This is a genomic window from Bacillus infantis, from assembly GCF_008180445.1.
Taxonomy (GTDB): domain Bacteria; phylum Bacillota; class Bacilli; order Bacillales; family Cytobacillaceae; genus Bacillus_AB; species Bacillus_AB infantis_B.
Genome location: NZ_VTER01000004.1, coordinates 36,157 through 54,917 on the forward strand (window position 1 = coordinate 36,157; position 18,761 = coordinate 54,917).

Here is an 18,761-nt window from a genome sequence, read left to right on the forward strand (position 1 = left end):
CATCGTCAAATACTGCAGGAATATTGTTTTATTTGCCATCGTTTTTTGATGTTAAAGGGGCTGTTGATTTCTAAACTTTGGCTGTACAAAAGGACTATTTTCGATTCTAATACCTTTTCAGTCTTCTTTAACGGTATGCCGTCAAGAATTCTGGTGACTCATTATTTCCTTCAATACGGGATTTCAGCTCTGATCCCTCTCAGCTCTTCTTCAGCAATATCGTGAAATGGTATTTTCCAATTGCTGTCTGATGCCAGCGAGATCATAATCTGAAACTCTCAGCCTCACATTGGTTTCATCCATTTCCAGTGCTTCTGAAAGGAAACCCCCGAGCCCCCTTGCTTTCCTGTCAACCTGCAGCATCAGCTCCATCTGGCCGCCGCCGGCAGGACGGAATACCAGTTCAAGCTCATCAAGCTTGCCCCTGAAGGTCCCTGAAACCGGAACGAACTCAAACTCCTGTATGAAAGGAAGCCTGCCGCGCAGCCTGCGTGGCGCTTCTTCACATTCTGCTTCCCGGAGCCTGAAGCCAAGATCGGAAACTGCCTGGAATACACCGTCCATGAGCCTGTTCGGCTTAATGGATATATAATCTTTGTCGCCGGGATCTACCGCATTTTTGATATCCAGGCCAGTTGAAATCCATACTTTCGTTCTTCCCAATGTCAGAGGTGAATCCTCAGGGATTTGAATAGAGAAAGGAATTTCCCGCGTTTCATTCGGCTGGATCACCAGTGTCTCAGCAATCCTGTATTTATCGATCACACCTGCAGTGGTATATTTCTTATCATCTGACTCTCTAATATAAGTTGTATTCAGAGCCAGGTAAATCTGGTCGATTTTCTGCTCTGTCTTCCCTCCCTTGATTTCAATGACACCCCTGGCCATTTCACCCGGATAAAAGGAGTCCCGCTCCAATTTCGTATCAACAGAAGCAGAACCTACACCCACACTTGCCAGCACTTTGTTAAAGAATGACATCTCATTTCCCCCTATTTCAATTAGACTGCTGAAGCAGCATACATGAAGCCGAAAGTACTTTCATACATTTAATATAACGATATGCGTTTATTTCAGCCTGATGATTTTTTAATACGTATGGCTGATGATAAAGTTTCATATCCGGGGAGGCAAAATGAAAATATTTGCTGAATTTTATCCTGCATGGCTGAGAAATATTTTGAATCGCCGCAGCGGGCCTGCCATTCCTGAGAAAACTTTGCTTAGCGGGCGGGAGATGGCCAGCTTCGAACAGGCACTAATCAGCCAGGCCAAAACGGATACGCCGATTTATATTTTGACAGAAAAAGAAAAGAAGGTCGCAGCGGCTATTTCTAAAGAAACGGAAAAATATAACCGCAATAATATTACGAGAACAAAAGCTTACCTTTTATATTACAGGCGAAACCCCGATCTCCACTGGGCATTCCTGGCCCATATGGTATCAAGGAACGGCGGCTATTATATGACGGACATAAAGAGCTCTTATCTGGACGGTTTTCTCACGGAAGAAGACCAGGAGCGTTACTTCCTTTTTCTTGAGCGCTGCAATGCTTATATCTTCCAGGATGCGTACCCGCAGCTGCTGCTTTTAGAATACAGCAGGAGATTGGGGATCCCTCTGTTTCACCTGCTCCCTAAGTTTCATGTATCAGGCTGGATGAAGCCTTTTTGGAATCATTTTTATGAGCACGGCTCTTCTGCTGTGATTACAGCAGCCATGATCGTGAACGAACAAAAAATGCTTGAAGACAGGGTGATCGGGGCATCAGATTCCAGCATACTGGATGATCTGCCTTTCCTTCTTCAGGAAAAACTTGGTTTTACAACAGTTGTATTCCCGCTGAAGAAGGCAAATACCTCTGTATTGCTCGGGGTCTCTGTAATGGATTTCAAATCTGCAGATGCCCGTATAACCACAGGCAAATCTCTATACCAGATCCTTTTCCATAAAAAACACCAAAGAAAAATAAAAGAATTCGCCCTGGGAACGCCCCATACTGCTTCACGGTCCGACTATTGGAGCAGCAGATATTCTGCCGGTAAAGAATCCGGAATGCTATACAGTCCTGCCCTGGATCAGGCATGGAAGGACAGGAAGCATTATTTCACCAGGAAAACAGACTGGTTTATAAAAGAGCAGGAAAGCTGCCTCTATCATTTGGATGCCTTGCCGGAAACAAAGGACTATGATTTAACGCGGAAGCTTCTAAAGCAGCATGTCTTACTTTCTGCTGCAGACTCGATTGCCCATCAAATAATCCCTTAACACCCCTGTATATCGCTTCAATATAAAGAAAACTGGCGCTCTATCCGGCGCCAGCTTCCACTCTGCTTGTCATCTATTATTCTTCAATTTCCTCATCAATGATGCACTTATCCAGCAAATATTCGAAGGTTATATCCGCCAGATCCTCAAGCTCCATCTCCTCAGGAACGTATCCCCTTTTAACAAGCTCATGAAAGAAAAACTCTGCTATTTCCTCCGTATCTATAAAAACTTCGATTTCTCTCACAGCAACGCCCCCTTTTTCAGAATGTATGATGCTTTTCCTACTTTCATGCACAATATGAGAAAAACTTTTAATCTATCATCTGTGAGCATATCCCCCCGGGACAAGCCATACAATGTTATATCAGAAAGTCGGGGGGCGGATACCATGAATAAGCTCAGAACGTTTGTGGATGATGTAAAAGAAGATGTTAACCAGGAAAACAGCATGATTGTATATCTCTTTGAAAAAATACTCTCATCTATGTTCCTGATCCTTCTGGCAGGAGGGCTTCCCTATCTTGCCTATTTATACCTCATTTCCGGCTTGTAGTGCTAGGCATGCTTTTTTCCGTCGGCGCCAGTCAGATGCTTCAGCTTCCGCAAGATCACCTGCATGATATGCCTGTATTCATCATCGCCAAACAGCTGGAAGAGGATCCGGTAATCATTGTATATATCAAGCAGGCCATCAATCATCTGCTTTTTCTCTTTCCGGCTTTCCAGGAACTCTTTTTCCATCTGTTTCACAGAGCCCTGCTGCTTCTTCAGATTGACAGGCTTCTGCTGCTTGTTGATTAGATAAAGGAGCCCAAGCTTCTGGATGAAAGTGTCGGCGCTTTCTGCATCCGCAAGCAGGGTCAGTTCTTCTTCCCCGGCCTCCAGCCATTCGCCGTCATTGATCCTGGAAAGTTCATAAATGACATCTTCCCAGGCATCCTCTTTGTAGCGCCAGATTTCGGTCCGGAACCCCACCACCTTAAACAGGTCTGAACCATAGCCCTTCACCTGCACCAGATCGCCGAACAAAAATTTATATTCAATATCTATATGTTCTTTCTCCATTATATTTCCTTCATACTCAGAAAGCATCTGGAGGCTGGATTCCATAAACAGACCCTCGCTTTTATTCACTTCATATACATGCATTCCGTCCAGCCATTTAACATCTGTTATTTTGCCGACTGTTCCATACATCGTGATCACGACTGTATCACCGATATTAAATCTTGGCTTTTTCTTCTTTTCCATATCCTCCATCCTCTCAATGATCGTCGTGAGTATTAATTACGATATCATATGCAGGAAGAAGATATTCGGTCCCATATTTGCCCATATGCCGGCAAGTTCAAAAATAAGAAAAAGAGCCGCTTATCAAGCAGCCCCTTGCAGCAGGAATGGATTCCTCCATTCAAATTTTTATCTCTTTGTTTCCGACACCAGATAAAGCTCCCAGGCTTCATCAAAGATGGCCATGCTGTCCAGATAGTGGCCATTCATTTCCAAATAGCTGCTGAGTTCATCATAATCAAATGATGTCTTTGGGAAGCTGTGGTCTTCAAACGCGGAATTGGCAAAAGAGCTGATGCTGTCCTTTGGCTCAGGATGGCGGTATTTCATCAGGAAATGATAAAAGGATTTCGACATGGTACTCCCTTTCTTCTCTGGTATAATAAGCGCCGGCTGAACAGCCGCACGCAATTTCAGCATTTATACCGTCTACTATAAAGGATGCCTGCCGGTTCGTCCACAAAGACAGACCCGCTTACTGGAAAAGATGTTGCCCAGAAGTCAAAAAGGCCTGGCACCCGTAAGACACCCCCGCGCTTCACTCCCATCTGCCCGCCTTTGCCATTTCAACCAGTGCAAAAATGATATTGAACATCAGGACAGCCACTGCGGCAGGTACGGCATGAAGCCAGCTTTTCCCGTACTTCGCTTTTATGACTGCTGTGAAATAACCGCAAATGAAAAGGACAGACATGGAAGACACAAGCATAATCAGCAAAGCATAACGCATAAAAACCCCCTCCCCCCCGCTGAAGTTTTTTGCATCTTTATTATAGGACCCTGAGGGGGAAACGACTGCCTTATTCATGTATGAATTGTGAACCTTCTATCTGTTAAGCAAAGGAATAAACTCCTTCAGCTTCAGTAAGTAAGATTCTGCAAGTGAAGCCGGTCGTTGACGATGTGCAGGAGGATAGCTGTCTGCAGTCTTCGCCAAAAGCTTAAACTGGACAGCTTCTTCACATAACAGCTGCTGGCTGTTTATACGGTTTTCGCCGTTTTTACGGTCCACATAGCGATAACGGCCATCATGGTCCTGTTCCCTTGCTTTGCAGTTATCTTTCAGCATAAGCTCAAGTACACCATAAATCCTTGATTTAAGCCGCTCCTCCAGAATGGGAAAAAGAATCTCAACCCGGTTTTCCATATTACGGGTCATCCAGTCTGCCGAAGAAAGGTAAACCCTTTTAGCTTCCTGATGATTGAAATAAAAGATTCTGGTGTGTTCAAGGAATGTACCCACAATGCTAAGGACCTTGATGTTTTCACTGACACCTGCAATGCCGGGCCTTAAGCAGCAGACACCCCTGATGATAAGATCTATCTTAACCCCGGCTATCGAGGCTTCATACAATTTTTTAATGATTTTCTTGTCAGTCAGAGAATTCATTTTTGCTATGATTCTTCCATTCTGATAGATCCTGTGAAACTCTATTTCCTGATCAATGAGCCTGATGAAAGTATCTCTGATGCCGAAAGGTGAAACAGATAACTGCTGATAGGAAGGCCTCTCCATATAGCCGCTCAGATAATTGAAAAAGTTAATAGCATCTTCTCCAAGCTCATGATTGCAAGTAAGCAGCCCCATGTCTGTATAAATCCTTGCGGTCGCATCATTATAGTTTCCTGTCCCCAAATGGACATATCTCTGGATATTTCCTTTTTCCCGGCGGATTACCAATGTAATTTTGCTGTGCGTCTTCAGAAGTGTCATGCCATAAATTACATGACAGCCTGCCTGTTCCAGTTCCTTCGCCCACTGTACATTATTTTCTTCGTCAAATCGGGCCTTCAGCTCCACAAGCACCGTCACCTGCTTCCCATTTTCGGCCGCACGCTTCAAACTTTCAATGATCGGTGAATCTCCGCTGACACGATAAAGAGTCTGCTTAATTGCCAATACATCTTTATCTTCTGCGGCTTCCCTCATGAAATCTACAACAGGTTCAAAAGATTCATAAGGATGATGCAGCAGAGCATCCCTTTTCCGTATTTTCTCAAATATTCCACCCTCACCCTCTAAATCCCGCGGGGGCTGGGGAATAAAGGACTGCGCCGCCAAATGCTCATGGCTTGCCTGGATTTTTTTACAAAATGAAAAAAGAAAATTCAGATCCAGGGGGGCTTCGACTGGATAGATATCCTTCCCGTGTATCTCCAGCTCTTTCCTTAGAAATTCAATGACCTGGCTGCTGTTTTCAGCCTGCTGATATTCCAGCCGGACCGCTGCACCTCTTTTCCGTTTCTTAAGCTCTTCTTCAATTTCCTGCAGCAGATCTTCCGCTTCATCCTCATGAATGGCAAGATCGGCATTTCTGGTAATTCTGAATGGAGTGGCAGAGCGAACTTTATATCCCGTAAACAGTTTGTGGATGCAATAAATAACAACATCTTCCAAGAGCACAAACTTCCTGGCCTGCCCTTTCTGAGGAAGCTCAACCAGGCGGTCGATTACAGACGGGACCTGTACGATGACCAGATTTCCATCCAGGCTCAGATGCTTCTTTTTATCCGGCGATTTTTCTTCTATGATCACAGCTAAATTCAATGATTTGTTTAACAGCATCGGGAAAGGGCGGTATGCATCGATCGCCATGGGAGTCAGAACAGGATAAACATATGCCTCAAAGAAGTTTTCAAGAAAAGCCAAGTCCTTTGATGAGACATCTTTAATTCTGGATATTTCTATCTGTTCTTTTGTTAAAAGGGGAGTAAGCTCATTGCAATATATTTCATCTTGCTTTTTAACAAGGGTATGTGTTTTTTCAGAAATGGCGCTCAGCTGTTCTTTTGGGGTCAGCCCAGCTTTGTTTTCGGGTTTATTGAAACCGGCTTTTACCTGATCCAGCAGCCCAGCTACCCTGACCATGAAAAACTCATCCAGATTTGAGCTGAATATAGAAAGGAATTTATATCGTTCCAATAACGCATTTTGATTATCTTCTGCTTCTTCCAGGACTCTATTATTAAAATCCAGCCAGCTCAGCTCGCGATTATTGTAATAGGAAGGATTATCCAGATTAGAAATATCAGATTTTTCATGGTTTATGTACATGGTTCTACATCCCCTTCTGCAATCTTCGACAAGGATAAAATTAGCAAATAAGGATGTAAATAACTAGAGTGATAGTGTTAAGTTTTGTAAATTATATATCGTGCTTTCACATTCACAGGAATGTCTCCTGATAGGCTGCTCGTCTCACATATGCTGGTTTTAAAGTCTACGCTCTGCCTCTTGCTGTTTAAAATACTGCAGTACTGTATATTTACAATAGCTTTACATTCGACTTCTCTGTTTTCATATAAAATTGAATGTATAAAAGTCATCAAAGGAGTGTCCTTTTTTTGAACAACCAGACAATCGCCCTGATCGATTTAGGGTCCAATTCCATTCAAATGGCCATTTACAATGTCAATGAGGATCTTCGGATTTTTCATGAAGTAGAGCGGGTCAAGGTCGCAGCACGGCTTATCAATCATTTAAATGAGCAGGGCTTTCTGACAGAGGAAGGCATCCAGCTTATCATCACCATCTTTAAGGAATTCCAAAAGACCGCTGAAAAATTCGGTACAGGCCGCATCACCGGCTATGCTACTGCTGTTATACGAAATTCCCTTAATCAAGAGGAGATCCTGGCTGAAATCGCTGCCCGGACGGACATTGCCATTTCTGTGATAAGCGGATATGAAGAAGCCTGCTATGGCTATCTTGGTGTGATTAATTCAATGAATGCGGTTGAGGGGATTACTCTAGATATCGGCGGCGGAAGCACGGAAATTACCCTTTTCAGAAACAGGGAAATGGTTCATTATCACAGTTTTCAGTTTGGTGCAGTCAATCTGCATGAAGCTTATACTAAGGAAAAAAGAGTAACTGAGGATCAATTAACTCAATTGCGCCGCTATATTTCGGACAGCATCCAGACCCTTCCCTGGCTGAATAACACCGGCCTCCCCATTATCGGAATCGGTGGAAGCGCAAAAAACCTGTCCAGAATACATAACGCTAAATTTGGAGGTGATGAATTGAAGCTCCATGAAATCAGCAGCATATTCTCTGAGCTTTCCTCCTTGAATGTAGATGAGCGTTCAAAAATAAAGGGTTTGTCCAAAAAAAGAAGGGATATCATTCTCCCTGCCATTGGGATTGTATGCCAATTGATGGAGACTGCCCGGTCTCCCCATTTCGTTTATTGCGATAAAACGGTCAGGGATGGGATCATGTACAAAATGCTTGAAGATAAGCAATAAACAGCTGCAGGCATTTCAATAACAGCAGAGGCTACCGCGCTGCTGCTTTAACAAAAGGAATTCTAAAGTCCAAAAGGCCCGGTCATCCCGGGCCTTTTCCACTGTTCTTAATCAAATTTGAAGTAATTTCTTTTAAGAAACCTCGGTTTAGCCATCAACTCTTCAAAAGTGAGCGATTTTTCAAGCTTTTTAGTATCTATTAAAAAGAGCTGGTCTTCGATTTCCTCTATGATCTTTTCTTCGTGATATATCATTCCGCACCCGCTGCAGACAATGCAGGGTGTTTCTCTTATCTCAATCCCTTTTGTTCCATCCGGCAGTTCCCAGAAGACCGAAGTTGTCTGCCTCGCCGTTTCATCAGATGAGCACCAATCACAATTCATGATTGTTCCTCTCCCTTCTCCTGCTGTCCCCACTTCTTCATCTGCGCTTCAAATTTCTTATCTTTTAATTCATCGCGCTTTTCCCGTTTATCCTTGAGGGAATGGTGCCCCGGATCCTGCTGATACTCTTCCCTGCGGTCCAGCCTCCGCAGGCCTTCAGGAACAAGATTGAACTGTGAATCATTCATGAGTGCGGATATTCCTGTATTGCTTTTCTTCTGGTCCATATCAGGATAAATCCTTTTGAAATAGTCCTCTGCCCTGCCCGGGACATAATTCTCCGGCTCTGGATAAGAGGTTATGACTCCCTCAAAATTGCGGAGCACTGTCTTTTCAGCGCTCTGGGAGATCAAATAATTCGGCTGCAGCGCAATCTTCCCGCCGCCGCCAGGTGCATCGACCACAAAAGTAGGCACAGCATAGCCGGATGTATGCCCCCTCAGTCCTTCTATAATCTCCAGTCCTTTTGAAACAGGCGCCCTGAAATGGCCGATGCCTTCTGATAAATCGCACTGATAGATATAGTAAGGGCGCACCCTGATCTTAACAAGGTCATGCATCAGTTTTTTCATGATCGGGACACTGTCATTGATGCCCGCCAGAATGACTGCCTGGTTGCCGACAGGCACTCCCGCATCGGCGAGCATTTCGCATGCCTTTTTAGCTTCTTCGGTAATTTCAATGCTCGTATTGAAGTGGGTGTTCAGCCAGATCGGATGGTATTTCTTTAAAATATTGCACAGATTCTCTGTTATTCTTTGGGGAAAAACGACCGGAGCCCTGGTGCCGATCCTGATGATTTCCACATGATCGATTTCCCTCAGGTTTTTCAATATATATTCAAGGATTTTATCATTGATTAACAGTCCATCTCCTCCTGATATGAGCACATCGCGGACTTCAGGTGTGTTCCTGATATACGCTATCGCATCGTCCAGCTGCTTTTTAGGGACACCCATGCCGATCTGTCCGGAGAACCTTCGCCTTGTACAATAGCGGCAGTACATGGAGCATTGATTGGTGACAAGGAACAGCACCCGGTCAGGATAGCGGTGCGTCAATCCGGGTACAGGTGAATCTTCATCTTCATGGAGGGGGTCTTCCAGGTCATATTTTGTTTTGTGGATTTCCTGAGAAATCGGGACAGACTGCATCCTGACAGGACAGCGGGGATCATCCGGATTCATCAGGGAAGCATAATAAGGTGTAATATTCAATGGGATTGTTTTAGTTGAAATCTTTACGCCCTCTTCTTCCTCGGGCGTCAGATTGATGACTTTTTTCAAATCCTCCAGGTTTCTTATCGTGTTGGTCAGCTGCCATAGCCAGTCATTCCATTGCTCTTCTGTTACATCCTTCCAAAGCTCTATATCCTTCCAATGGCGGTCTGCTTTATATAAGTCCAGCTTCATTTTCAATTCCTCCCAGCTAATGGTAAAGTTTGCAGCTTGCTTATGCTGTATTACATGCAATTTCCATGCCAATTGTTAATCCTTATGCACAGCGGCAGGAGCGGGAGAACAATAAAAAGAAATGCCGGTTATTCGGCATTTCCAAGCTGATGCTTATGAAGCTTATATTGAAGCGTCTGCCTCGGGATGTTCAGGAGCCTGGCAGCCTGCAGGATATTCCCGCCTGTTTCGGCTATTGCAGCCTCAATGATCTCTTTTTCTGCTGCCTGCACACGCTCTTTTAAGGATAACGCCATTGCCCTGCTTCCGCTTTTACTCCTCATCTGTTTCAGCATGGCTGGCAGATCTTCTTCCGTAAGCTCGCTTCCCTCTGAAACATTGGCCATATACTCAATCGTATGCTTTAATTCTCTAACATTTCCCGGCCAGTGGTAGCTGCTGAAGAACTTTGCTGCTGTACTGCCGATCACTTTTACATTTTTCCCGAGCTTGCGGTTAAAGGAATCAAGGAAATGGCACGCCAAAAGCCCGATATCTTCAGGCCTCTTTCGCAGAGGGATCAGTTCGAATGTAAACACATTGAGCCTGTAGTAAAGGTCATGCCGGAGTATCCCCTGCTCCATGGCCTCATGCGGGTGTATATTCATGGCCGCGATGATCCGGACATCAGTGGCTATGTTTCTGGATCCGCCGACACGCCGGACAGCACCGTCCTCAAGCACCCTCAGCAGCTTTGCCTGCAGAAGCGCCGGCATTGTATGGAGTTCATCGAGGAACAGCGTCCCCCCATCTGCCAGTTCAAACAGCCCGGGTCTTTCTACGGCTCCCGTATAACTTCCTTTCGCTGTACCGAAAAGGATTCCTTCAAGGAGCGTCTCAGGGATAGCAGCACAATTCTGTGCTATGAAAGGTTTCTCCCTTCTGGCTGATGCATGGTGGATTCCCTGGACAAACAGCTCCTTCCCGCATCCGCTTTCCCCAAATACGAGGATGGGAGAAGAAGAGGCAGCAAGCTTTAAGGCTTCCTTTTTCAGCTGTTTGAAATGCCCATTCCCGGTCAGCAGATCATCCAGCGTATATACTGTGCTTCCTGCCGGCCGCAGCTTTTTTTCACTTGGCACGCTTGCCTTCTGAAGATCCAGGAGCCTTTCGGACAATATCTTCAGCCGGGAATAATCCTTAGCAATTTCCACAGCCCCTACAAGCTCTCCTTCCACAAAAATGGGAAGCGTGGTGTTCAGTGTTTCAATCCTCTTGCCATGGAGATTGATATAGCTTTGGGACTGATCGTATATCGGCTGTTTTGTTTTCATTACCTGGAGGAGGGTGCTTGACTTCAAGCTCAAAGAAGGAAAGCTCTCAAGCAGCGGCTTTCCAAGCACCTCATCGATACCCATAGCATCATGCAAAGCAGCAACTTCATTATAAAAAATAGTAATCCCATTTATATCCACGGCATGAATGCCTTCGTCAATCCCCTTCAATATCGCTGTAAGCACTTGTTCTTTCATATGTCCAACCCCCTTATTCATCTATATGAAAAGGTGCCGGAAAATTGTCAGTCTAGTGCCGGATTTTTGGCATCAGGGCAAGATTTTTCACCCAGATATTCATATCTTCAAGCTTATCAAAGATATAGCAATTATTGGCCAGCCTGCCCCTGTAGCTGTACCCAAGCTGATGAAGAGCTGCATTCATTCCATATGAAAGGCTTCTGGCGATGGAATATGCGCAAAAGATTCCCTGGCAGGCCAGCTCTTCCTCAAGTTTGCCAATCAGTATTTTCATCAATCCATGCTTTCGGAAGTCAGGCAATGTGGCACAATCTGTCAATTCTGCATTCCGGTAGAAGGAATTGATTTCTGCGGAGGCAGCGCTCACGATATTCCCCTCGTGTTTCACTCCCATGAATATAGTGCCGTTTTCCATCGACTTTTCAATATACCGGGGGTCATCCATAGGAACGGGATAAATTTGGAATACCGCCTTATACAGCTCAGCCAGTTCACGGGCATCTGACGGCTTGAAGCGGACAAGCCGGAATGGAGGCTGAAGACTGGAATCATTCCCGGTTCTTTCGAGGCTGCGCACTTTCTCTGCCACCTCATCCTCCTCAGTCCAGTGCGGATTGGTTCTCCTGCTGCTCTTATAATACTTGGACATGAAATAAGCATCAGAGCCTAAAAAATAGCCGTCGATCTTGCCTTCCGCCTGGAAGCCATTCTCCAGATAAAAATCTGCCTCCTCTGCCCTGGCTTTGATTATCATTTTTTCTGCCTGGATTTCCTCTCTTAGACCGTATGCGAACGAAAGCGCACTTTTACGGTTTCCAAGACAGTCATCCACTCTGATTCTCTTATTATACGGGTCAATGAAAACCTCGAGAGAAAAGTTGTCCTGCCTGATCATTCTGACTGATGACTGATCCATTTTCCTCCTCCTTTACAGAAAGGGGCCCCTCTGACCGAGCGCCCCTTTTCTTTACAGCTGTCCATGTTTGACGGTTATTCATATTTTATGCTGACAAGCTTAAGCTCTGTCATTTCTTCGACCGCATATTTAATTCCTTCCCGGCCAGTCCCGCTCAGTTTGACCCCGCCGTATGGCATATGATCCACACGGAAGGTCGGAAAATCATTGATCATCACGCCGCCGACTTCAAGCTCGCGTGCCGCCTTCAGCGCTGAATTGATATCCTTTGTGAAAATACCCGCCTGGAGCCCATACTGGGAATCATTCACATAACCGATCGCTTCATCTATACCTGAGAAGCGGTTAATATGGACAACAGGGGCAAATGCCTCTTCACAGGAGATTTTCTGTTCTTTATCAACGTCCAGCAAAACTGTCGGCTGGAAAACAGAACCTTCCCCGCTTCCTCCTAGAGCTAGCTTTGCTCCCCCGTCCACAGCGGTTTTCACCCACGATTTTGCCCGTTCTGCATCATCGCGGGAGATCATGGCAGATACATCGGTCGTCTCATCAAGCGGGTCCCCTGCCTGGAGTTTGCCTGCTTCATGGACAAACCTTTCAGTAAAATCTTCAAAAATGGCCTCATGGACATAGATCCGCTGCACAGAAATACAGACCTGGCCCTGAAAGGCATAGGCCCCTGATACAATTCGCGGGACTGCCTTATCAAGGTCGGTATCTTGATCAACAATGACGGCTGAATTTGAACCCAGCTCGAGGGTCACCTTTTTCAGCCCGGCGTTTTCCCTGATATAAGTGCCTACTTCAGGGCTTCCCGTAAAAGTGATCATCTTGATCCTCTTGTCTGAGAGAAAGCTGTCTCCGATCGTTTTTCCGCTGCCGGAAAGAACATTAAGTGCACCGGCAGGCAGCCCTGCACGATGGAAAATATCAGCAATCCTATAGGCACTTAAAGGCGTCTGGCTCGCCGGCTTCAGGACAACTGTGTTGCCAGCCGCAATCGCCGGTCCGACTTTATGGGCAACGAGATTCATCGGGAAGTTGAAGGGGGTAATCGCACCAATGACCCCCAGCGGCTCTTTAACCGTGTAGGCGAGCCTCCCCTCGCCTCCAGGCGCTGCATCCATCGGGATGGTTTCACCGTACAGCCTTCTGGCTTCCTGTGCTGCAAAGGAATATGTCGTGATGGTCCTTTCCACCTCTGCCCGTGCTGCTTTTATCGGCTTTGCGGCTTCCTGCGAAATAATTCTTGCACACTGTTCTTTCTCTTCCTTGAGTATTTGGACTGCATTCTCAAGAATTTCAGCCCTTTTATGCGCAGGCATTGCGGCCATCAATTTTGATGCTTTCTCTGCAGAAGCGATGGCTGCCTCTATTTCTTCGCTTCCAGCCGCCGCCACATCTGCCAGCTTCTCCTGATTATAAGGGCTTCTAAGCTCCCTGTATTCACTTCCGGGTTCAAAACTGCCATTGATCCATAAATCCTGCTTCATATCATTACCTCCTAAAGACAATGTAGCTTAAGTATAAATTCTTGAGCTGAAAAATCCCATCAATCGGCATCCTCTGTAGACAAATGTCTGTTCCGCCGCCTCTGTCAGCTGCACCACTCCATGATGCATTCGGCAATGATCTCAGCAGCATTGAACATATCGTCCAGGGAGATGGATTCATCCGCATCATGGGCTGCCTCTGTAGTTCCCGGACCGAAGACGATAACAGGCGTCCCGCCCGCACCGGACAGGATCCCTCCGTCTGTTCCCCATGGAGATGCTTCTATTTTGGGCTTCTCCCCTGCCACTTTTTCAAAACTGGCTGACAGCACGTTCATCAGGGGATGGCCAATGTCCAGATTCCCAGGCTGCCATCTCCCGCCAAACCACTCGACCTTGCAGGGATTTTCACTGAACCAGCCATCTTTTTCGGATAGGGAGTTTAATACCGTTTCCAGCTCTTTTTCTGCCATCTTCATATCTTCTTCAGGAGCAACCCCTATCCTTCCCTCAATGACGGCGGTATCCGGTACAGAGGATGGCCACTCCCCGCTCGTGATTTTTCCGATATTGATCGGAATCGGGATAGGTATTCCTTTGTATAAAGGATCTGCAACCCGCTCATTTCTCGTTTTTTCCAGTTCCTGGAGAGAAGCTATCACTGCAATGGCCTTTTCAATCGCACTGATACCCTCATAGCGGGTGCCGCCATGTGCAGCACGGCCCTTGACTGTAATCCTGAACCACATAGAGCCCTGCTGCTTTGGAAAAAGCTTCATATTTGTCGGTTCAGGGATGATCGCTCCATCTGCTTTATACCCCCTGATCACAGCAGCAAGCGTCCCGGCCCCTCCGCTTTCTTCTTCTATAACACTCTGAAAAATGACATCTCCCTTCAATTCCTTCCCCGACGCTATCAAGTACTCAAGCGCCAGCAAAAGGGATACTGTCCCGCCCTTCATGTCGGTCGCCCCCCTGCCATAAAGCCTCCCATCCTTTATTTGTCCGCTGTAGGGGTCGTATTTCCAATCATCCCTGCTGCCTTCAGGAACCACATCGATATGGCCATTCAAGATGATGCTCTTGCCTCCACCGGTTCCCTTCCAGACTCCCACTACATTCGGGTTGCCGCTGAAATCCTTTCTGTCAGAACAGAATAGAGGATGTGAGGGCAGCTCATCTTTGCCGATTTCCCATATATCCAGCTCGAGCCCCATTTCCCGGCACTTCTCGATGATCACAGCCTGCGCACCGGCCTCATTTCCCCTAATACTTGGTTCCTGGACAAGCCTTTGGAGAAGCCTGATTCCTTTGGGCCTGTTTTTGTTCAGCCACTCTTTTACGCTTCCATCACTCTCACTCAATAAAACCGCCTCCCCCGCCTGCTAAACTATTATCCTCAAATTCTCTGCCACCTGGAGCCTGCAGCCTGTCTTGCTCTTCACTTCCTCTATTGAATAGGGAGCAAACAGCTCCTTCAGGATCATTCCTGTTTCCGCAATTTCAAACACGGCCATTTCGGTTATGACAAGCGATGCACACGAAGGCGATGTCAGCGGCAGTGTACAAAGCTCAAGGATTTTCGGCATGCCATTTTTATCTGTCTGATTCATGACAACAATGACTTTCTTCGCTTTCTGTGCAAGCTCCATCGCCCCTCCCATCCCCGGTACCTTCCTGCCGGGAACGATCCAGTTGGCCAGATCTCCCTTCCCGCTGACCTGCAGTGAGCCGAGAATAGTCAAATCAACCCTCCCGCGCCTGATCATCCCAAAAGCCATGGTACTGTCGCAATATGAAGCCCCCTTGACGCTGGTAACCGGAAAGCCGCCCGCATTGCAGAGATGGGGATCTTCCTTACCCTTAACAGGGCTTGGCCCCATCCCTGTTATGCCGTTTTCCGCATGAAACATAACACTTATGGATTCCGGCAGAAAATCAGGCACAAGGGAAGGAATGCCGATTCCTAAATTTACAATCATTCCGTCTCTGATTTCTTCCGCTGCCCTCCTGGCCATTTTTTTGCGGTTCTCTATTCCCATGCCCATTTCCAGTTCACTCCCTTTGAAGGAACAACATAATCCACAAATACCCCCGGCGTCATGACCTCATCCGGATCAATAGCGCCTAAAGGGACGATTTCCTCCACCTCGGCAATCGTCTTATTCCCTGCCATGGCTGCCAGGGGGTTGGTATTCCGTGCACTTTTGTCAAAAATAAGATTGCCGAACGGATCCGCCTTTTTTGCATACACAATCGAGACGTCAGCTGTGATCGCCGTTTCAATCAGATATTCTGTCCCGCTGATAGTGTGAGTTGCCTTCCCCGCTGAAACCATCTCATTTGATATGCCGATATCTGTCAATATTCCGGCAATGCCGGCACCTCCAGCCCTGATCCTTTCAGCAAGCGTTCCCTGGGGTGAGAACTCCACTTCGAGCTTGCCTTCATTCATCAGGCGGCCAGCCTCCGGGTTGGAGCCTATATGCGAGGCAATCAATTTTTTGACCCTCCCCAATGTAACAAGCCTTCCTGCGCCTATGTGGGGAAATCCGGCATCATTGCAGATAAGGGTGATATTTTTTGTCCCTTTTTCTATCAATTCCTCTATGAGGGTCGGCGGCGTGCCAATTCCTCCGAATCCTCCTGCGATTATGGACATGCCATCATGAAAATCATTCATTGCCTTTGCTGCAGTCACGATTTTATTAAAAGAGCTGTTCATGAGCCCCCTCCCTTCAGGCTTTCCTGTTCAATGATTCTGTGGAATTCAGACAAAGCCCTGTCTAGGAGTGCTGCCAATTCGTCCAGCTCCTCCATGGTGATGTTCAAAGGAGGTGCAATGATGACCGCATCCCCATGTATGCCATCTATCCCTGAACCGGCGGGGTACAGCAGGATGCCCTGCTCCTGGGCAGCACTGACCAGCTTTTGTCCTGCCATCAGGGACCGGCTGAATGGATCCTTTGACACTTTGTCCTTAACCAGTTCTACACCAAGAAGCAGTCCCTTCCCCCTGATGTCGCCAATGAAGCTGTACTTCTTCTCCAGTCTTCGGAGATGGTCACTCAGGTACTTACCCTTCCTGACCACCTCTGGGATGATTTGCTCTTTTTCCAGATATTCAAGCACTGCCAGAGAAACAGCGCAAGATTGCGGATTGGCGCTCAATGTATGTCCGCTCATGATTGACTTTGTTCCTGCCATAATAGGCTCCATTATTTTGTCGGAGACTACAGCAGCTGCTATCGGTGCATAGCCTGCTCCCATGCCTTTGCCAAAAGCCGCTATATCAGGCTGGATCGCCCAGCTCTCACAGGCGAGCATCGTACCGGTCCGTCCAAATCCTGTCATCACTTCATCGGCTATGAATAAAACATCATGTTTCTCGCAGATTTCTTTTATGACTTTATAGTAGCCGTCTGGAGGGGAAATTGCTCCTCCCGCTGCCCCGATGACCGGCTCTGCAATGAAAGCTGCAATCCTATCGGCTCCAATGCGTTTAATCGCCGTTTCGAGTTCTGCTGCGCACAGATGTCCGCATTGAGGCGCCTCCAGCCCATATGGACAGCGGTAGCAGTATGGCGGATGAACGGAAGGGAAATCCTCCAGGAGCGGGACAAATCTTGCCCTCCTCCCCGGATGGCCTGACATGGAAAGCGCCCCTAATGTGATGCCATGATAGCTGACCCATCGGGATAAAATTTTTGTCTTTGTTCTTATCCCTTTTTCCTGCCAGTATTGGATGGCTATTTTCATCGCAGTTTCTGTGGCTTCTGAGCCGCTGTTCACAAAAAATGACCAATTCAGATCACCCGGCAAAATTTCTGCTATTTTCCTGGCAAGATTCTCGGCTGCATCGCTGGTGAATTGGGATCTGTATACAAATGAAACTTTTTTAGCCTGTTCCATCATGGCCTGGATCACTTCTTCGTTTCCGTGCCCGATGTTCGCTGTCACAGCTCCTGAACAGGCATCCAGATATTTCTTGCCTTCTTTGTCATATAAGTAGATGCCTCTGCCCCGTTCAATCGTTGGATAATCGGCATCCAGCATAGGTTTTATCAAAAACGACGGCTGATCCAATGTCGCTTCCCCCATTCACTCACTGGTCTCGCGTGTGCTGCCCCGCTCGCTTCATTATATGAATGTCCACCGGGAATCTTTCTGAATAAATTCCACGCTCACCACTCTCATGCATCATTCCGGGCACCGTAGGCCTGGCCAGTGCATATTGTTAACTGAACAGGAGGAGATGTAAAAAATGCAGTATCATAGAAACATCCCTGCAGATGTAAATATGATGGGCACTCAGCAAATGCAGGCGCCCGCCCCCGTTTTTCATTTCGACCCTTATGTTTATCAGACGCTTCAAAGTGTATTTGGCAGGAATCTCGTTGTCGAAACGGTGAAAGATACACTGCGGGGGAGATTGATGGATGTAAAGCCGGATCATATAGCTGTTAAGTCCGGAGATGAAATCTTTTTTATCAGAATTGCACAGATTGTGACAATCATGCCCGATTGAGATGAAAACAGGAAGCCATGTTAAGTGCATGGCTTCTTTATTTATTTTTAAATTCAGGCTGGACATGTCATTTAAATTCTCCATCGGGGGTAAGAATAGAAAAAGATTACAGTGTCCGGATACAAAGGAGGAATTGGAATGGGCCTGGAGAAAGTCATGATTGCAGCCAGTTTATTTCTGTTGTTGATTGCGGGATGCGGAACACCTTCCTACTATACATACGAGGGGGAGAGCGAGAACTGGGACGGCGAGATGGAAATAAAGGCAGATGAAACAATCAGCGAGGCCTCAATCACTCTTAAACTGATGTATGACGGCGAAGAAATCCAGGAAGAAAAAGAGCTTGCCTTTTGGGTTTCACTTCCCGGCCATTCTAAAGCAGCCTACCAAACCGATTTTTCAAGCAAAGAAGAAGCATCTGTAGAACATGTTTTTGAACACGTCAAATTCCCTGCTGACATTGAAGAGAATTTTACAGTTCTGATCAATCTGGATGGCAAACAAGAAAGACTTCAGCTCACTTTAAAATAAAAGAAAAAACCCTGCTGCAGATTTTTTTCTGAATTTCGCTAATTTTTGCAGAGTCCCCCTCTAAAACCTGCTATAATTTTCTATATTGGCAGTCTTTTGATCTATGAGCCTGTAAAGGTCTTTTTACCTAGAGGGGGAGCGTTCACCATGAAAAAAGTGATTTCATAT

Annotated in this window: 20 protein-coding genes; 5 read left to right on the top strand and 15 right to left on the bottom strand. The window is 46.4% G+C overall.

Annotated features, from left to right (window positions below; all coding sequences use genetic code 11):
- Nucleotides 1–210 precede the first annotated feature (210 nt).
- Nucleotides 211–981, bottom strand: a complete 771-nt coding sequence (locus FZD51_RS07980) for a sporulation protein (RefSeq protein ID WP_148974307.1) — start codon at nucleotides 979–981, stop codon at nucleotides 211–213.
- Between the two features lie 154 nt (nucleotides 982–1,135).
- Between FZD51_RS07980 and FZD51_RS07985 the strand changes: the two genes are divergently transcribed.
- Entirely contained in the window at nucleotides 1,136–2,269 is a 1,134-nt protein-coding gene (locus FZD51_RS07985; RefSeq protein WP_187445679.1) for a DUF2515 domain-containing protein, read from the top strand.
- Nucleotides 2,270–2,345: 76 nt separating this feature from the next.
- On the opposite strand, the gene FZD51_RS07990 is transcribed toward FZD51_RS07985, so the two are convergent.
- A complete protein-coding gene (locus tag FZD51_RS07990; RefSeq protein WP_009795467.1) occupies nucleotides 2,346–2,516 on the bottom strand; it encodes a YozD family protein in 171 nt (56 codons plus the stop codon).
- 144 nt (nucleotides 2,517–2,660) lie between these two features.
- On the opposite strand from FZD51_RS07990, the gene FZD51_RS26085 reads away from it, so the two are divergent.
- Complete coding sequence (locus tag FZD51_RS26085) at nucleotides 2,661–2,825, top strand: hypothetical protein (RefSeq protein WP_187445680.1); 165 nt, start codon at nucleotides 2,661–2,663, stop codon at nucleotides 2,823–2,825.
- A 2-nt stretch (nucleotides 2,826–2,827) separates the two neighbouring features.
- Here FZD51_RS26085 and FZD51_RS07995 read toward each other — a convergent pair whose 3' ends face one another.
- The 4 genes from FZD51_RS07995 to FZD51_RS08010 all read right to left on the bottom strand — a co-directional run bounded on the left by FZD51_RS07995 (nucleotide 2,828) and on the right by FZD51_RS08010 (nucleotide 6,617).
- Complete coding sequence (locus FZD51_RS07995; protein ID WP_022544086.1) at nucleotides 2,828–3,523, bottom strand: hypothetical protein; 696 nt, start codon at nucleotides 3,521–3,523, stop codon at nucleotides 2,828–2,830.
- 168 nt (nucleotides 3,524–3,691) lie between these two features.
- Complete coding sequence (locus FZD51_RS08000) at nucleotides 3,692–3,919, bottom strand: YozE family protein (protein ID WP_022544087.1); 228 nt, start codon at nucleotides 3,917–3,919, stop codon at nucleotides 3,692–3,694.
- A 181-nt stretch (nucleotides 3,920–4,100) separates the two neighbouring features.
- Nucleotides 4,101–4,292, bottom strand: coding sequence for a hypothetical protein (locus FZD51_RS08005; RefSeq protein WP_148974309.1), 192 nt, complete (start codon nucleotides 4,290–4,292; stop codon nucleotides 4,101–4,103).
- Between the two features lie 96 nt (nucleotides 4,293–4,388).
- Nucleotides 4,389–6,617 (bottom strand): RNA degradosome polyphosphate kinase, encoded by a 2,229-nt coding sequence (locus FZD51_RS08010; protein WP_276528727.1) that lies wholly within the window; start codon nucleotides 6,615–6,617, stop codon nucleotides 4,389–4,391.
- A 290-nt stretch (nucleotides 6,618–6,907) separates the two neighbouring features.
- Here FZD51_RS08010 and FZD51_RS08015 point away from each other — a divergent pair, with 290 nt between their 5' ends.
- A complete protein-coding gene (locus FZD51_RS08015) occupies nucleotides 6,908–7,813 on the top strand; it encodes a Ppx/GppA phosphatase family protein (RefSeq protein ID WP_262380804.1) in 906 nt (301 codons plus the stop codon).
- Nucleotides 7,814–7,920: 107 nt separating this feature from the next.
- On the opposite strand, the gene FZD51_RS08020 is transcribed toward FZD51_RS08015, so the two are convergent.
- From FZD51_RS08020 to FZD51_RS08060, 9 genes are all read right to left on the bottom strand, one after another.
- Nucleotides 7,921–8,196 carry a YokU family protein gene (locus tag FZD51_RS08020; protein WP_148974311.1) on the bottom strand — a complete coding sequence of 92 codons (276 nt, stop codon included), beginning with the start codon at nucleotides 8,194–8,196 and terminating at the stop codon, nucleotides 7,921–7,923.
- Nucleotides 8,193–9,608: a lysine 2,3-aminomutase gene (gene kamA / locus FZD51_RS08025; RefSeq protein WP_148974312.1), complete on the bottom strand. Its 1,416-nt coding sequence runs from the start codon at nucleotides 9,606–9,608 to the stop codon at nucleotides 8,193–8,195. The genes FZD51_RS08020 and kamA overlap by 4 nt, the downstream gene beginning before the upstream one ends.
- 128 nt (nucleotides 9,609–9,736) lie before the next feature.
- On the bottom strand, nucleotides 9,737–11,119 hold the full coding sequence (locus FZD51_RS08030) for a sigma-54 interaction domain-containing protein (protein WP_148974313.1): 1,383 nt from the start codon (nucleotides 11,117–11,119) through the stop codon (nucleotides 9,737–9,739).
- A gap of 52 nt (nucleotides 11,120–11,171) precedes the next feature.
- Nucleotides 11,172–12,038 (bottom strand): putative beta-lysine N-acetyltransferase, encoded by an 867-nt coding sequence (gene ablB, locus FZD51_RS08035; RefSeq protein WP_148974314.1) that lies wholly within the window; start codon nucleotides 12,036–12,038, stop codon nucleotides 11,172–11,174.
- A gap of 74 nt (nucleotides 12,039–12,112) precedes the next feature.
- Nucleotides 12,113–13,534: an aldehyde dehydrogenase family protein gene (locus FZD51_RS08040; protein ID WP_148974315.1), complete on the bottom strand. Its 1,422-nt coding sequence runs from the start codon at nucleotides 13,532–13,534 to the stop codon at nucleotides 12,113–12,115.
- A gap of 104 nt (nucleotides 13,535–13,638) precedes the next feature.
- Nucleotides 13,639–14,898: a peptidase gene (locus FZD51_RS08045; RefSeq protein WP_148974316.1), complete on the bottom strand. Its 1,260-nt coding sequence runs from the start codon at nucleotides 14,896–14,898 to the stop codon at nucleotides 13,639–13,641.
- A 21-nt stretch (nucleotides 14,899–14,919) separates the two neighbouring features.
- Nucleotides 14,920–15,582 carry a 3-oxoacid CoA-transferase subunit B gene (locus FZD51_RS08050; protein WP_148974317.1) on the bottom strand — a complete coding sequence of 221 codons (663 nt, stop codon included), beginning with the start codon at nucleotides 15,580–15,582 and terminating at the stop codon, nucleotides 14,920–14,922.
- On the bottom strand, nucleotides 15,567–16,259 hold the full coding sequence (locus tag FZD51_RS08055; protein WP_148974318.1) for a CoA transferase subunit A: 693 nt from the start codon (nucleotides 16,257–16,259) through the stop codon (nucleotides 15,567–15,569). Before FZD51_RS08055 ends, FZD51_RS08050 begins: the two co-directional genes overlap by 16 nt.
- Nucleotides 16,256–17,635, bottom strand: a complete 1,380-nt coding sequence (locus tag FZD51_RS08060) for an aspartate aminotransferase family protein (RefSeq protein WP_187445681.1) — start codon at nucleotides 17,633–17,635, stop codon at nucleotides 16,256–16,258. Before FZD51_RS08060 ends, FZD51_RS08055 begins: the two co-directional genes overlap by 4 nt.
- 163 nt (nucleotides 17,636–17,798) lie before the next feature.
- Between FZD51_RS08060 and FZD51_RS08065 the strand changes: the two genes are divergently transcribed.
- Both FZD51_RS08065 and FZD51_RS08070 read left to right on the top strand, forming a co-directional pair.
- The gene (locus FZD51_RS08065; RefSeq protein WP_420886221.1) at nucleotides 17,799–18,062 is read left to right on the top strand and encodes a YuzF family protein; all 264 of its coding nucleotides are present in this window, start codon (nucleotides 17,799–17,801) and stop codon (nucleotides 18,060–18,062) included.
- A 138-nt stretch (nucleotides 18,063–18,200) separates the two neighbouring features.
- Entirely contained in the window at nucleotides 18,201–18,593 is a 393-nt protein-coding gene (locus tag FZD51_RS08070) for a hypothetical protein (protein ID WP_148974320.1), read from the top strand.
- The last annotated feature ends 168 nt before the right edge of the window (nucleotides 18,594–18,761 follow it).